This window comes from Burkholderia sp. 22313, from assembly GCF_052045245.1.
In the GTDB taxonomy this organism is placed as follows: Bacteria; Pseudomonadota; Gammaproteobacteria; order Burkholderiales; family Burkholderiaceae; genus Burkholderia.
The window spans coordinates 1-15002 of record NZ_JBQEON010000011.1; the positions used below are offsets into that span (position 1 = coordinate 1).

Sequence of the window (15002 nt, forward strand, 5' to 3'; positions counted from 1 at the left end):
TGGAGATGACCCGCTTTCGTGGACACGATCTATCCTGTCAAGGAGGAGGTACGGATCATGTCCAAATACCGAGCGCCCTATGCACCGGAATTTCGGCAACAGATCGTGGACCTGGTACATGCCGGGCGTCGCCCCGAGGAACTAGCCAAGGAGTTCGGTCCGAGCATACCGACCATCTACGGCTGGGTTGCCCAGGCCGATCGTGACGCCGGCATACGGCCCGACGGATTGACCTCGACCGAACGCGAAGAACTCTCGCGCCTGCGCCGCGAGAACCGCCAGCTCAAGCTTGAGCGCGAGATTCTGGCAAAAGCCGCGGCCTGGTTCGCGAGGGAGACCGGAACGCTGCCCGACAAGGGTTCGAGTTCATGAAAGCGAATCAGGCCACCTGGCCTATTGCGACGATGGCACGGCTGCTGGGGGTCTCTGCCAGCGGCTTCTACGTCTGGCGCCAACGAGCACCATCGTCGCATGCTCGCAGTGATGCAGATCTGTCGGCCCGCATCCGTGCTATCTACGCCGGCTCACGCGGCACCTACGGCATGCCCCGCGTTCATGCGGAACTTGCCGAGCAAGGCATCCACGTCGCCCGCAAACGGGTCGCGCGACTGATGCGCATCGCGGGTCTGCGTGGCGTGAGCCGACGCAAATGGATCACCACGACACAACGACAAGCCGGAGCACGCGCCGCACCAGACTTGGTGCAACGGCACTTCAACGCCGATGCGCCGAATCGGCTGTGGGTCGCCGACGCGACCTTCGTGCCGACCCGCGCAGGCTTTCTCTATCTGGCCGTGGTGCTGGACGTATTCAGTCGCCGCATCGTCGGCTGGGCGATGGGTCGCCACCTGCGCACGGAGCTGATGCTCAAGGCCTTGGATATGGCGCTGGCGCAACGCCACGCCAAGGGTGTCATTCACCATTCCGATCAAGGTTGCCAATACACCTCACTGGCGTTTGGGCGGCGCTGCCGCGAGGCCGGCGTGCACCCATCCATGGGCTCCGTGGGCGACTGCTTTGATAACGCCATGTGCGAGTCGTTCTTCGCCACGCTCGAATGTGAATTGCTCGCTCGCACGCGATTCGAAACCCACGAGCAAGCCAGCCGCGCGATCTTCTCATTCATCGAAGGTTGGTATAACCCGCATCGCCGCCACAGCAGCCTTGGCTATCGCTCGCCGATCATCTACGAGCAGATCCACCGCGAACAAAACCGACCGTGCTCGCCGAGTGAGTTGCCCACCGCCGGCCAGCGTCATGCTCGTGATAGGCGACCCGCCGGCCGGCCGTGGACAACTCACAGCACCACGCCAAACGGAGGAACTCCACCTGCTTAAAATTTAACTGCCCAACCGTTCACGGAAACGGGTCAGCCTCAGTCCGCCAGTTGGATCTTGTACGGCTTGTTCTTCATGGGCCGCCCGGTCACGTCATCGCTCAGGATGAACCGCTCGTCATTCGAGACCGTGGTTTGATCGAACTTCGGCAATGGCAGCGACAGCACGCCCGGACCTTCCTTCTGAATCTCGATGATCTTCAGAATCAGGCGCCCCGCCCCGCCAATCTCGACGTTATCGCCCTGAACCTTGACGTAAGCCGTGCCGCCGCCACTGAGCACAACGCCGTTGGCCGCGTTCGCGGTCAGCGTGCCCGCCGCGCTGCTCAATTGCATGTTCTGCTGCGCCACCAGCTCCATCGCGTCCGACTGCGCCTGAATCTGGACCTTGCCGCGCGCGGCGAACAGGCGAATGCCCATTCTGTTCGCGAACAGCGACAACACGTCGCCGGCGGCGATGGCGACATTTCGAATCGCATTCACGTTGAATCGCGACGACGTGGCGACGCTCACGTCCTTGCCTGCCGACACCATCACGCGGTCGGGTGTCGCCAGGCCAATGCCGGCTGGCGCGGACAGCGCGATTACGGACTTTTTCAGGCCTGCCAGTTCGTTTTTGAGCCACGCATTTTCTGCCCGCAAGTCCGCGATCTCGGCTTTTGCCACCGCCGCAGCCTCTGCCAACCCTTGCGCATGCGCTTGCGTAAGCTGGAACTGGTTGGTCGCGGAACGCATGTCGGTCTGTTCGCCCCGCGCCCTCTCCTGCCGGTCTGCCGATACCAACATGCCGCCACCCGCTCGCACGTGTCCGCGATTGTCCGTACGCAGTTCGAAGCCTTCGCCACGCGGCTGTTGGTCACGGTCCACCGTGTGACCCAGATTCAGTTGCGTCTTGCCATGCTCTGTCGCCAGCTTGATGTGTTCGCGACCGTCGCGGTCGTCCATCTCCAGCGTGTTGTTCGAACGGGTCCGCAGGGTATTGCGCGTGCCCCACGGAACGCCCGAGATGATCGGGTCCGTGTGCTGCGCGGTATGGAGCACGTGGCTGATGAACGGCAAATCGACGCAGCCCCACAGGAAGCTGACACCAACGACCGTGCCCTCGACCAATCCAAAGTGAAAGCCTGTTTGATTCGGCCCCGCGAATGGCTTGGCAAGACGCATCGGGCAGCTTCGCAGACCCGGCATCCGCGTGTCGCGGTCCAAATGAAGGTGAACGATATATTCGCCCTGCCCGTCCAGGTATGGGTCTTTCCAGCCATCCGACGACGCGATGGTCCCGGTGATCACGCCGTGAATCTTCGGCCACGTCTCCGTCTTCAACGGCAGCCGGTATTGACGGTCGGACGGAATCGCGTCGAACTTCACGTGATACGTCTGCCTGCGCGACGCGCGACATGCCATCCGGACCACCAGCAACCCGTGCTTCGCATCGGGCAATTCCCTGTTCGACAGTTTCAATACGGAACCGGGGGTGAGATCCAGCATGTCGCACTCGCCGCGATACTCGATCTGTTCGGCCAGCGCGGCTTCGCGCCGTAGTTGCGCTTCCTCCTTCGCTTCGTCCTGGCTCTGGTCGGGCGTCCCCCACGTATATGCGTCACCATACGTTGTGCGATCCTCACGGATCGGGCTGCTTGCCTCGATCGGTTCGGAAAGCTGCGCCTCCGTACTGAACGTGCGCACGGTATAAGTCTCCGGCAGCGTCCTTGCGGTCATTTGCAGTTCGTTGACGGTTTCGATGCCGCTGGATTCCAGCCCGCTGCGCGGCCGGTAGGCGGCCGTCAGGCGCCCAGGATCGCGTCGGTAGTGCGCATAGTCATCGCCAAAGCGCACCCGTTCGCAACGCTCGCCCGCCTCGCATACGAACCAGATGCCCGAGCGGCGGCACAGTCTTGTGATGAATGCGAGGTCGTCCTCACCCCACTGCATCACGAAGCTACGTTTGCGGTAGGTACGGTGCAGCGTGAATTCAAAGCCGGCAAAAATCTTGTTGAACGCGTGTTCCCGGAGTATCTGTTCGATGATCTCGGGTACGGTCATGTCGAGGAAGAACCGGCATTTGGGCACCTGACGCAGCAACGCCAGCCGAGACTCCAGCACAATCTCGTAGAGGGACTGGTCGCGATTGACATCCTTCAACGCGAATCCCGTCACGACACCTTGCACGCGCCGCGCGTCTTCCGGCTGACTCCAACGGTCGCGCGGCGGAGGCTGGATCACAAACGTGCCGATTCTGTTCAGAAATTCGCTGCGCGACAGGTCATGCCGGGGATGAGTGAACTGGATCGTGTACTTTGTCGGTTCACCCATCCCGCGCGTGCCTTCAAACTCGTAGATGTCCGCAAGCGTGGCCGCGGGATTGCCCTTGATGTCGAGGCTGTAGAACTGATGGATGTTGATGCCCGCGCGCGCAGGTGCGTCGTAAATTGCCGTGCTCGCTGCCAATAGCCCCTCCCAAAATGTCGGCGGATACCCCGCTGGACATTAATCGGCCAGAGGCAAGACAACAATTAGACGAGTTCGAATTCGTCGAGAATGCTTTTTTCTGTCAACACTTGCGGCTCGCCACTTCAACGATGATCCTCAATGCAACTGCGGCAGTGACGAAACAGTAGGCTGTACTGGCGCCGCCGGCTTGGGTTCGGCAGCCCGCTCTCGAGCGACGCACAACGCACAACGCAGAAGCGCAGGAGCAGCGGGACCACGCCCTCGTACTGGTCGATGTCGGGATCCGCTATTCGAACCCGTCGACGGTGTCAGCTTATGCTCGTCGCGCGTCGGAACCAGACGCTCCGGACGCCGCAAGGCGAACGCCCCCAACGCCCCCCTTGCCGGCTCGCCAGGCCATGCCGCTGCACTCATCGCGGGCATGCGTGTCCTCGTCGTCGGGAAAAAACAGGATGACCGTTAGTTGCGCAATGCCGTCCAGGTCCGGAAAGATCGTGCCGATTCACGCCAACGCCGGCGAGCTCGCGGCGGATTGCGGCAAAGCGCGCACCGGACGGCGGATGAAAGCGTGCATGCCGTGACGCCTCGAAGATGGCTAGGCCGGCGCGGCACACACCACGCGGCGGCGGGGTGTCGCTCACCGCCACCGCGCACGCGCCTGCGCGTCGCCGCGCGCGACGAGCGCGCGGATGCGATCGGCGGTGCGGCACGCGATCGCCTGGATCGTCAGCGACGGGTTCACGCCGCCGACGGTCGGAAACACCGAGCCGTCGCAGACCCACAGGTTCGGGATGTCCCAGCTGCGGCAGTCGGCGTCGACCACGCTCGTCGCCGGGTCGTCGCCCATCCGCGCGGTGCCCGCGAGGTGGCAGGTGTCGTCTTCTTCGTGCCAGATGTCATGCGCGCCGGCTGCCGCGAGCGAGCGATCCATCTGCGCGAACGCATGGCGGATCATCCGGCGGTCGTTGTCGTCGTACGAATAGGTGACGCGCGCGACCGGCAGCCCGAACGCGTCGCGCTCGTCGGCGAGCGTCACGCGGTTCTCCGCGCGCGGCAGCGTCTCGCCGACGATCTTCAGCCCGGCCTGGAAGTTGTAGCGCGCCATTTCGCGCTTCAGCGCGTCGCCCCATAGCCCGCGCGCGGCCACCTTGCGCGCCCATTCGATCGGCAGCGGCCCCTGGCTCATCCAGCAGTAGCCGCCGAAGAAATCCTTGCCTTCGTCCGCGTAATTCCAGTGCTCGGTGATCGACAGCGACGGCGGCCCCTTGTACCAGCGCACTTCGTCGTCCATCGTCCCCCACGACGCCTGGTTCAGCTGCGCCATCATGTAGCGGCCGACGAGGCCCGAGCTGTTCGCGAGCCCTTGCGGATGGCGGCCGTTCGCGGACAGCAGCAGGAGCCGCGGCGTCTCGATCGCGTAGCCGGCGACGACGACGTTGCGCGCGCGCTGGAAATGCGTGCGGCCGTCGCGCCGGTAATGCACGCCGGTCACGCGATCGCCTTCGGCCTCGATCCGCAGCGCCATCGCGAGATCGCGCACTTCGGCGCCGGCCGCGACCGCGCGCGGAATCCACGTGACGAGCGCGCTCTGCTTCGCGTTGGTCGCGCAACCGGCGATGCAGAAGCCGCGATACACGCACGGATGCGCGCGGCCGCGCGGCGCGGATAACGTCGCGAGCGGCGTGGGCGTCCAGTCGATGCCGGTTGCCTCGGCGCCGCGGGCGAGCACGAGCGCGGCCGCATTCAGTTCATGGGCGCGATACGGATAGCGCGGGCGCGGCGGGCCCCACGGGTAGCGCACCGGCCCGCTGATCTTCAGCGCCTGTTCGACCTCGCGGTAGTAGCGCCACATCTCGCGCCAGTCGAGCGGCCAGTCGACGCCGTAGCCGAGCGCCATGCGCGAGCGGAACCACTCGGGCCGAAAGCGCAGCGACACCATCGCGAAATGCACGGTGCTGCCGCCGATCGCGCGGCCGCTGTTGTTGCTGCCGAGCGTCAGCGGATTCGCGCCGTCGCAGAGCCGCTCGTCGGTCCAGAACAGCTTGTGCTGGTGCGATTCGTCGGACGCGAATTCCTCGAGCGGCCGCCACCATGCCCCCGCATCGAGCGCGACGACCGAGAAGCCGTGCTCGGCGAGCCGGCAGGCGAGCGTGCCGCCGCCCGCGCCGGTGCCGACGATCACGAAGTCGACCGGCTCGTCGTCGCGGAACATCCGCATCGGCGACCAGCCGCCAACACGCAACGGATCGGGCGCGCGGCCGTCGCAACCGCGCGGCGTGCCGGCGGACAGCGCAAGCAGCGAATCGTCAGCGGCCATCGCGATCGCCCTCCCCGTCCACCCGCGCTTCCCACGGATCGCGCCGGTTGAAATCCATCCGCACATAGCCGCGCGGGCTCGCCGGACCGCCGAAGCCGATCTCGTTCCATGCGAACGGATGGCTGTAGTACGCGCCGCACAGATCCATCAGCACGCGCTTCGCGAAGAACGTGCGCGGGTCCATGCCGGCCCATGCGGCTTCGACCAGGCGATCGATCCGGCCTTCCTGGACCGCATGCAGCAGCGCATCGGCATCCTTGCCGTCGAGCGCTGCGAACGGACGGTCGTGCGCACGGCGCGCCATCGCGTCGAGCGCGGCAAGGCCCGTGTGCCACGCGGCGCGCATCGGCGGCAGCCGCGCGTCGCGAAAGCCGTCGCCGTCGTCGCTCGCGAGCCGCGCGTCGAGCAGCGCGGCCGTCGGCACCGTACCGGCGCCGCCGTGCCGCTGCGGCACGATGCGCGCGCATAGCGCGTCGAGCGTCGCAAACTGCCCCGCATCGAAATGGCGCGGCGCGGTCGCCGCGACGCGCAGTCGCGCGTCGATCGCACGGCGCGTCGCGTCGTTCCAGGATGGCGTGTCGCGCTTGGCCAGCACGTCGTAGCCGGTATAGCTCGGCAGTGCGACCGCGTTGCCGTCCGGATCGTTTGAATGCTTCATCGCGCCTCCCGTTCGGCGAGCGCGGTCGCGGCGAGGCCGGCGATCGCGAGTGCGGTGAAACTTGGCGGCGCCGGCAGCGGCGGCCCCGACAACACGTTCTGCGACGCGTTGCGCCAGCCGCCCATCTGCCGTGCGACGCCGCGCGCATGAAACGCGACGCCGACGAAACCGAGCACGGCCGTCGCGCGCATCCACCAGCGGCAGAAGCGCCGGTCGGCGGACGGCCGCGACAGCGCGACTTGCGCGGCCGCGAGCGCTGCCACCGGCGGCACGACGAGCGGCACGAACATCGCGCGATGCTGGAACGCGCCGCGAAAATGCAGCAACCCGACTTCGCCGAGCGTGCCGACGAGCCCCGCCGCGACCAGCGCGGCCAGCGCGCGGCCGGCCGGCAGCCCGGCGACGCGCGGCGCGTCGGCCGGCGCCGCACGCAGCCGCTCGCCGGCCGCGCCGAGCATCCCCGACAGCAGCAACGCGAACGGCGCCCCGAGCGGCGCACCATAGAACAGGTTGTGCCAGCTCAAGCCGCCCGGCCGCTTCGTCACGTTGTATACATGGAACGCGGACCCGGCGAGGCCGACGGCGGCCGACGCCACGTGCACCGCATCGCGCAGCCGGTGACGCTCGGGCGTGTCGTCCGCGTGGCCGTGCACGCTCGCGAGCACCGACAGCGTCGACGCCACCAGCGGCGCGATCATCGCGCGATTGTGGAACGTGCCGCGATAGTGCTCGACGCCGCTGTCGGCGAGCACCGACCCGGCGAGCAGCAGCGCGCTGCGGTTCAGCAGGCGCGCGGCATCGGCCAGCAACCGGTCGTGCTCGGCCGCGCGGTGTCGAAGGTGTCGCATCGTGCCTCCTTGCTCGTGATGGGGGTCCGTGGTCCGTGGTCGGTCGCGGGCGCCGGATTCATTCAGATCGCGAAAGCCTCGACGTCGGCCGCGCGCAATTCGAGGCCGAGCCCCGGGCGCGTCGCGTCGATCTCGAGTGCGCCGTCGACGAGCGTCGGCGCGCCGTCGAACATCATTCGCTCGATCCGCACGTGATCGTGGAACCACTCGACGTGGCGCATGCGCGGTGCGACGCAGCCGACGTGCCGGTGCAGCGCCGGCGCGCAATGCGCGGACAGATCGACGTGATGCGCATCGGCAAGCGCGGCCGCCGCGAGAAAGCCGCTGACGCCGCCGCAACGCGTCGCGTCGGCCTGCAGCACGTCGACCGCGCGGCCTTCGAGCAGGCGCCGGAAATCGTCGGGCGTATACGCGTACTCGCCGGCCGCGACGTCGACGCGCGCGCCGACGTGCTCGCGCACGAACCGCAAACCGGCGACGTCGTCGCCGCTGACCGGTTCCTCGAACCAGCGGATCGCGCATTCGCCCACCGCCTCGGCGAACGCGAGCGCGGTGCGCGGCGCATACGCGCCGTTCGCGTCGACGAACAGGTCGACGTCGGGGCCCAGCGCATCGCGCGCCACGCGCACGCGCGACGGATCGCGTGCGTCCTGCACGCCGATCTTGATCTTGCACGCGCGAATGTGTTCGCCGCGCCAGCCGTCGAGCTGCGCGGCGAGCGTCGCGTCGTCGTAGGTCGTGAAACCGCCGCTGCCGTACACGGGCACGCGTTCGCGCAGGCGGCCGAGCAGCAGCGCGAGCGGCAAGCCGGCGAGCTTCGCCTTCGCGTCCCACAGCGCGACGTCCAGCGCCGAGATCGCGGTCGCGGCGACGCCCGCGCGTCCGACGTTGCGCACCGCGCGCCACAGCGCGGCGGTGGCGGCGGGAATGTCGACGAGCGGCCGGTTGCGCAACACGTCGGCCAGCAACGCCATCGCCAGCGACGCCGCGCTCGCGTCGGTATACGTGTAGCCGAGCCCCGTCACGGGCCCCGCGTCGATCTCGACGAGGACGATCGTGGTCGCGTCCCATGCGTAGGTGCCGTCGGCCTCGGGCCGATCGGTCGGCACGCGATACGCGCGAACGCGCACGTCGTCGATCGCCGGTGCGGCGGAAAGTGCCATCGTTGCGCTCCTGATTGCTTGCTTTTTGCTTGCCACGCCAGCATGCAACGCACGTGCCCGACGCGGCCGGCAGGCCGGCCCTGCACGGCACGCACCTTGCGCGACGCCCGGCAGCGCCGCGCAGGGCGATGGCCTGCGCGCGGCCCATCGGCTCATCCCGAACCAAGGAGAAACGGCATGGCGACAGTGGCGGATTTCATCGTCGAACGGCTGTACGACTGGGGCGTGCGTCGCCTGTACGGTTACCCGGGCGACGGCATCAACGGCTTTTTCGGTGCCCTCAACCGGGCCGACGGCAAGATCGAGTTCATCCAGGCGCGCCACGAGGAGATGGCGGCCTTCATGGCGTCCGCGCATGCAAAATTTACAGGCGAGCTCGGCGTCTGCGTCGCGACTTCGGGCCCCGGCGCCGCGCACCTCGTGACCGGCCTGTACGACGCGCGGCTCGACCACATGCCGGTGCTCGCGATCGTCGGCCAGCAGGCGCGTGCGGCGCTCGGCGGCCACTATCAGCAGGAAGTCGATCTGGCGGCGCTTTACAAGGACGTGGCCGGTGCCTTCGTGCAGCTGGCCGTCGTGCCCGGCCAGGTGCGTCACCTGGTCGACCGCGCGGTGCGCATCGCGCTCGGTGCGCGCACCGTCACCGCGCTGATCCTGCCGAACGACCTGCAGGAACTCGACTACGCGCCGCCGAAGCGCGCGCACGGCACCGTGCATTCCGGTATCGGCTATACGCCGCCGAAGGTCGTGCCCTACGCCGACGACCTGCAGCGTGCGGCCGACGTGCTGAATGCCGGCAGGAAGGTCGCGATGCTGGTCGGCGCGGGCGCGCTGCGCGCGACCGACGACGTGATCGCGGTGGCCGACCGGCTCGGCGCGGGCGCCGCGAAGGCGCTGCTCGGCAAGGCCGCGCTGCCCGACGACCTGCCGTGGGTGACCGGCTCGATCGGGTTGCTCGGCACGAAGCCGAGCTACGCGCTGATGACCGAATGCGACACGCTGCTGATGGTCGGCTCCGGCTTCCCGTATTCGGAATTCCTGCCGAAGGAAGGCCAGGCGCGCGGCGTGCAGATCGACCTGAAGGCCGACATGCTGAGCCTGCGCTATCCGATGGAGGTGAACCTCGTCGGCGACAGTGCCGAGACGCTGCGCGCGCTGCTGCCGCTGTTGAAGGCGCGCGAGGACACCGCATGGCGCGACCGGATCGCGCAATGGAACGCGGACTGGCGTGACACGCTGGCCGAACGCGCGGCCGCGAAGGCCAGCCCCGGACGCGGCGTCAATCCGCAGCGCGCGTTCACCGAACTGTCGCCGCGCCTGCCCGACGACGTGATCCTGACCAGCGATTCCGGCTCCTGCGCCAACTGGTATGCACGCGACCTGATGATGCGGCGCGGGATGATGGGATCGCTCTCGGGCGGGCTCGCGTCGATGGGGGCGGCCGTGCCGTATGCGATCGCCGCGAAATTCGCGTACCCGGTGCGCCCCGTGATCGCGATGGTCGGCGACGGCGCGATGCAGATGAACAACATGGCCGAGCTGATCACCGTCGCGAAGTACTGGCGAAACTGGCCCGATCCGCGCTGGATCTGCATGGTGCTGAACAACGAGGACCTGAACCAGGTCACGTGGGAGCAGCGCGTGATGGAAGGCGACCCGAAGTTCGACGCGTCGCAGCGGATTCCGAACGTGCCGTACTACCGGTTCGCGACGCTGCTCGGCCTGAAGGGCATCTACGTCGACGATCCGAAACAGCTCGGCGCCGCGTGGGACGAAGCGCTCGCGTCCGACCGCCCGGTCGTGCTCGAGGTCAAGAGCGACCCGGAAGTGCCGCCGCTGCCGCCGCACGTGACGCTGCAGCAGGCGAAGCATTTCGCCGAAACGCTGATGAAGGGCGACACGCGCGAAGCGAACGTGATCGTCGAAACCGCGCGGCAGGTGCTGTCGGCCGTGCTGCCGGGCAATGGCGAGCACGGCGGCAAGGGAGGCAGGCGCGAGTCGTAGCCGATGATGCGCGGGGCGGGACGGTACGGCGCGATCGCCTCGTCGTGTCGCCCGCCGTCGGCGCGGGCAATGCGGCGCGGTACGTCAGCCGATATCGACGTCGTCGCGCCCGTCGCGCTGCAGCGCGAGCGCCGCGTTGATGAGCCCGACCTGCGCAAGCGTGAACGGGAAATTGCCGCACATGCGTCGCGCCTTCAGATCGTATTCCTCGGCCAGCAGCCCGACGTCGTTGCGCAGGCTCAGCAGCCGCTGGAACAACGCGTGCGCGTCGTCGTCGCGTCCCTGCATCCGGTACACCTGGGCGAGCCAGAAGCCGGCCGCGACGAACGCGCCCTCGTTGCCCTCGCAACCATCGGCGAAGCGCGGCGGCCGATACCGGAACGGCAAGCCGTCCTCGACCAGCTCGCGCTCGAGCGCGGCAACCGTCGCCGCGACGCGCGGATCGGACGCATCGAGCATCCCCGTCAGCGGAATCAGCAGCAGGCTCACGTCGAGCCCGTCGCCGTCGTAGCGGTCGACGAAGCGGCCGAGTGTCGCGTGATAGCCGTGTTCGAGCACGTCCGCATGCACGATGTCGGACCAGCGCCGCCATTCGTCGAGCGGCGCGTGATGGCCGAACGCGCGCGCGGAGCGGTACGCGCTTTCGACGGCCGCCCACACCATCACCTTCGACGACGTGAACTGATGCCGGCCGCTGCGCACTTCCCAGATCCCCTCGTCCGGCTCGCGCCAGATCGTCGCGAGATGCTCGAGCAGCCGCCGCTCGAGCGTCCACGCGTCGTCATCGGGCGGCAGCCCGTGCCGGCGGGCCTGGTACAGCGCGGCAAGCACCTCGCCGTACACGTCGAGCTGCAGCTGCTCGGCGGCCGCGTTGCCGAAGCGCACCGGCTTCGCACCTTCGTAGCCGGCCAGGTGCGCGGCTTCCCACTCGTCCGCGCGCCGGCCGCCGTCGGCTGCGTACAGCACCTGCAATTGCGCCGGATGATCCGCGATCGCGCGCACCAGCCAGTCGCGCCAGCGCGCGGCCTCCTCGCGGTAGCCGCAGCGCACCAGCGCGCGCAGCGTGAAGCTCGCGTCGCGCAGCCAGCAGAACCGGTAATCCCAGTTGCGCGCGCCGCCGAAGCGCTCGGGCAGCGAACTGGTCGGCGCCGCGACGATGCCGCCGGTGCGCACGCTCGACAGGAGCTTCACCGTGATCAGCGCGCGCTCGATCGCGTCGCGATACGGGCCCTCCGCCGCGTTGCACTTCGACCAGACGCACCAGAATGCCTGCGTGTCGCGCAGCGACGCGTACGCATCGGGCACGGCCGGCGGCCGGTCGTACGAGCGCGCGTAGCTGATGGCGAAATCCGCCCGCTCGCCCGCCGCGACCGGCTGCGTGCCGACGAGCCGGTCGTCCCGCACGTCGACGTGCGTGTCGGTATCGAGCCACATCGCATCGCCGCCCGTCATCATCCGCCAGCGCCGGCCGAAACGGCGGCACCACGGCAGCGCATGGCCGTAGTCGAAGCGCACGCCCAGATCGACGTCGAGCTCGACCGTGCCGCGCTCGCCGCGCACGCTGCGGATCAGGCACGGGTCCGGTGCGTCCCAGCTCATCCAGTCGATCACCACGACGCAGCCCGACGGCGTCTCGAACGTCGTTTCGAGCACCGCGGTACCGGGCAGGTAGCGGCGCGTCGCCCGCGCGCCCGGCTCACGCGGCGCGATGCGGAAGCGGCCGTTCCCGGGTGTGCCGACGAGTGCGGCGAAGCACGGCGGCGAGTCGAAGTCCGGCCAGCACAGCCAGTCGATGCTGCCGTCGAGCCCGACGAGCGCGGCACTGCGGCCGTCGCCGATCAGCGCGTAGTCTTCGATGCGCATCGCGCTCACCGATCGATCTTGCGCGCGGCGACGAAGGCCACCGCGAGCATCGCGCACACCGCGCCGTACGCGAGCGCGCGCGACGCGCCGAGGCCGGCTTCGGTGCCGGTGCGGCGTGCTTCGGCACCGAACGCGCCGCGCGTCGCATGCCCACCCGGCACGGTATGCCACAGGTTCGATGCGCGCGGGCCGGCGGGCGCCTTGCGCTGCTGGCCGCGCACGGCGGTATGCGCGAGATAGCGGTCGAAACAGCCGGGCGCGAGCCCGTTCGCGACGATCGCCGCCAGCGACGACCAGCCGACCCAGCGCTCGCGGCACGGATGGCGTGCGGCCTGCACGATCGCGTCGGCCGCCACCTCCGGCGCATACACCGGTGCGACGGGGCGCGGTGCATGCGGCAACACGGATTCGGCCCAGTCGAACTGCGGCGTATCGATCGCGGGCAACTGCACCATCGTCACGCGCACGCGGCTGCGCGTGTGCAGCAACTCGCAGCGCAGTGCGTCGGTGAAGCCGCGAATCGCGTGTTTCGCGCCGCAGTACGGCGCCTGCAGCGGGATCGACCGGTAGGCGAGCGCGGAGCCCACCTGCACGATCGTGCCGCGATTGCGCGGCGCCATCCGCGCAAGCGCCGCGCGGGTGCCGTACACGCAGCCCAGATAGGTGACCTCGGTCACGCGCGCATAGTCTTCCGGCGCAATCTCGTCGAACGGCGCGAACACCGTGACCATCGCGTTGTTGACCCACACGTCGAGCGGGCCGAGTTCGTTCTCGATGCGTTCGGCGGCGGCGTCGAGCGCGGCGGCGTCGCTGACGTCGACGACGATCGGCAGCGCTTCGACCCCATACGCGCGCACTTCGCACGCGGTGTCGTGCAGTGCACGCGGATCGCGCGCCAGCAGTGCGACGTTCGCGCCGCGTCGCGCGAATGCATGGGCGGTCGCGCGGCCGACGCCGGCGCTCGCACCGGTGATCGCGACGGTCTTCACGGTCGATTCCTCCGTTTTGTTCAGGGGGCCGGCAGTCCGGCGGCCGGCACGCGGCCGGGTCGTGCCCCGAGCGGCGTGCCGGAACGCGTTCGTCGAAGCAAACGGCGTGCCGCCGCGATGCAAAGCCACGCGATCCGGACCCGCACCGTGAACCGGCGCCAAATTTACAAGCCGGCTGTAACGCGCCGGCCGTTGCGCACGCAACGCTGGAGCCATGCGTCATCGCTGCCGGCGCGCACGCGAATTGCTCCGCCGCGAACGGCTTGTCGTCATGCCGCCGAATCCGGCAAGGAGTCGCGTTGCTCGTCCCGCCGTTCATGCAAGCACGTCGTAACCTTTGCGTCGCCGCCACCGCGTGCGTCGCGTGCGTCGCGTGCACCGTCGCGCCGGCGGTCGCACGCGCTGCCGCGATGCCCGCGATGTCCGTGGAATCAGCCGGACCCTTGCCGCTCGCGTATCTCGCGCATGCGGCCGGCCCGGCCGCGCAGCCGGTGTTCGTGCTCGGTTGGGCGCTGCTCGCGCTGTGCACGTTCGTGTGCGTCGCGATCGCGGCGATGCTGCTGATCGCGATGTTTCGCCGCCGCGCGCAGGCTGGCGGCGCTGACGGCAGCGGGCTTGCGATCGTGACGGTCGGCTCGGCGATCTCGATCGTGCTGCTGTTCGGCGCGCTCGTGTACATGCTGCGCGTGCTCGGCGCGGTGGCGTCGCCGCCGCGCCCGCCCGCGCTCACGATCGAGGTGACCGCGCACGACTGGTGGTGGGCCGTCCGCTATCCGGACGACGCAGGCGGCACCGCGTTCGTGACCGCGAACGAAATCCACATCCCGGCCGGCGAACCCGTCGCCGTCGAACTGAAAAGCGCGGACGTGATCCACGCGTTCTGGGTCCCGCAACTGGCCGGCAAGACGCAGACGATCCCCGGCCAGACGAATCGCCAGTGGCTGCAGGCCGACCGGCCGGGCATCTATCGCGGGCAGTGCTCGCAATACTGCGGCGCGCAGCATGCGCACATGGCGCTCGAGGTCGTCGCCGAGCCGCCCGACGCGTTTCGCGCGTGGCTCGGCGCGCAGCGGCAACCGGCGCCCGCCCCGGCGGCCGGCGCCGCGCAACGCGGCCGGCACGTGTTCGCCGCGCGCTGCGCCGGCTGCCACGCGGTGCGCGGCACCGACGCGGCCGGCGACGCGGGCCCGGACCTGTCGCATCTCGGCTCGCGCCGGCTGCTCGCTGCCGGCACGCTCGACAACACGCCCGACAACCTGCGCCGCTGGATCGCGCATGCGCAGCAGATCAAGCCGCAGACGCTGATGCCGTCGTTCGCGCTCGCGCCGCGCGATGCCGACGATCTCGCCACGTATCTCGCGACGCTGCGCTGA

General features: G+C 68.8%; 10 protein-coding genes and 1 pseudogene. 3 read left to right on the forward strand and 8 right to left on the reverse strand.

Annotated features, from left to right (window positions below; translation table 11 throughout):
• The first annotated feature begins 57 nt into the window (after nt 1–57).
• A protein-coding gene (locus ACTJKF_RS11250) for an IS3 family transposase (protein ID WP_440623614.1) occupies nt 58–1337 on the forward strand; the annotation gives its coding sequence in 2 pieces (ribosomal slippage) (nt 58–316 and nt 316–1337; 1281 coding nt in all).
• Between the two features lie 38 nt (nt 1338–1375).
• Here ACTJKF_RS11250 and ACTJKF_RS11255 read toward each other — a convergent pair.
• The 6 genes and pseudogenes from ACTJKF_RS11255 to ACTJKF_RS11280 form a co-directional block, all read right to left on the reverse strand.
• Nucleotides 1376–3784, reverse strand: coding sequence for a type VI secretion system Vgr family protein (locus ACTJKF_RS11255; RefSeq protein WP_440623615.1), 2409 nt, complete (start codon nt 3782–3784; stop codon nt 1376–1378).
• Between the two features lie 421 nt (nt 3785–4205).
• Nucleotides 4206–4338, reverse strand: a pseudogene (locus ACTJKF_RS11260) (FRG domain-containing protein); the annotation flags it as partial.
• A gap of 86 nt (nt 4339–4424) precedes the next feature.
• Nucleotides 4425–6104: a GMC family oxidoreductase gene (locus tag ACTJKF_RS11265; protein WP_440623616.1), complete on the reverse strand. Its 1680-nt coding sequence runs from the start codon at nt 6102–6104 to the stop codon at nt 4425–4427.
• Entirely contained in the window at nt 6094–6762 is a 669-nt protein-coding gene (locus tag ACTJKF_RS11270) for a gluconate 2-dehydrogenase subunit 3 family protein (RefSeq protein ID WP_440623617.1), read from the reverse strand. The genes ACTJKF_RS11265 and ACTJKF_RS11270 overlap by 11 nt, the downstream gene beginning before the upstream one ends.
• Nucleotides 6759–7610, reverse strand: coding sequence for a hypothetical protein (locus tag ACTJKF_RS11275; RefSeq protein ID WP_440623618.1), 852 nt, complete (start codon nt 7608–7610; stop codon nt 6759–6761). Before ACTJKF_RS11275 ends, ACTJKF_RS11270 begins: the two co-directional genes overlap by 4 nt.
• 62 nt (nt 7611–7672) lie before the next feature.
• Nucleotides 7673–8773: an enolase C-terminal domain-like protein gene (locus ACTJKF_RS11280; protein ID WP_440623619.1), complete on the reverse strand. Its 1101-nt coding sequence runs from the start codon at nt 8771–8773 to the stop codon at nt 7673–7675.
• Nucleotides 8774–8950: 177 nt separating this feature from the next.
• On the opposite strand from ACTJKF_RS11280, the gene ACTJKF_RS11285 reads away from it, so the two are divergent.
• Nucleotides 8951–10777: a thiamine pyrophosphate-requiring protein gene (locus tag ACTJKF_RS11285; RefSeq protein WP_440623620.1), complete on the forward strand. Its 1827-nt coding sequence runs from the start codon at nt 8951–8953 to the stop codon at nt 10775–10777.
• Nucleotides 10778–10861: 84 nt separating this feature from the next.
• On the opposite strand, the gene ACTJKF_RS11290 is transcribed toward ACTJKF_RS11285, so the two are convergent.
• Both ACTJKF_RS11290 and ACTJKF_RS11295 read right to left on the reverse strand, forming a co-directional pair.
• Nucleotides 10862–12640: a glycoside hydrolase family 15 protein gene (locus ACTJKF_RS11290; protein ID WP_440623621.1), complete on the reverse strand. Its 1779-nt coding sequence runs from the start codon at nt 12638–12640 to the stop codon at nt 10862–10864.
• Between the two features lie 5 nt (nt 12641–12645).
• Nucleotides 12646–13629 (reverse strand): SDR family oxidoreductase, encoded by a 984-nt coding sequence (locus tag ACTJKF_RS11295; protein WP_440623622.1) that lies wholly within the window; start codon nt 13627–13629, stop codon nt 12646–12648.
• 317 nt (nt 13630–13946) lie between these two features.
• On the opposite strand from ACTJKF_RS11295, the gene coxB reads away from it, so the two are divergent.
• Nucleotides 13947–15002 carry a cytochrome c oxidase subunit II gene (gene coxB, locus ACTJKF_RS11300; protein ID WP_440623623.1) on the forward strand — a complete coding sequence of 352 codons (1056 nt, stop codon included), beginning with the start codon at nt 13947–13949 and terminating at the stop codon, nt 15000–15002.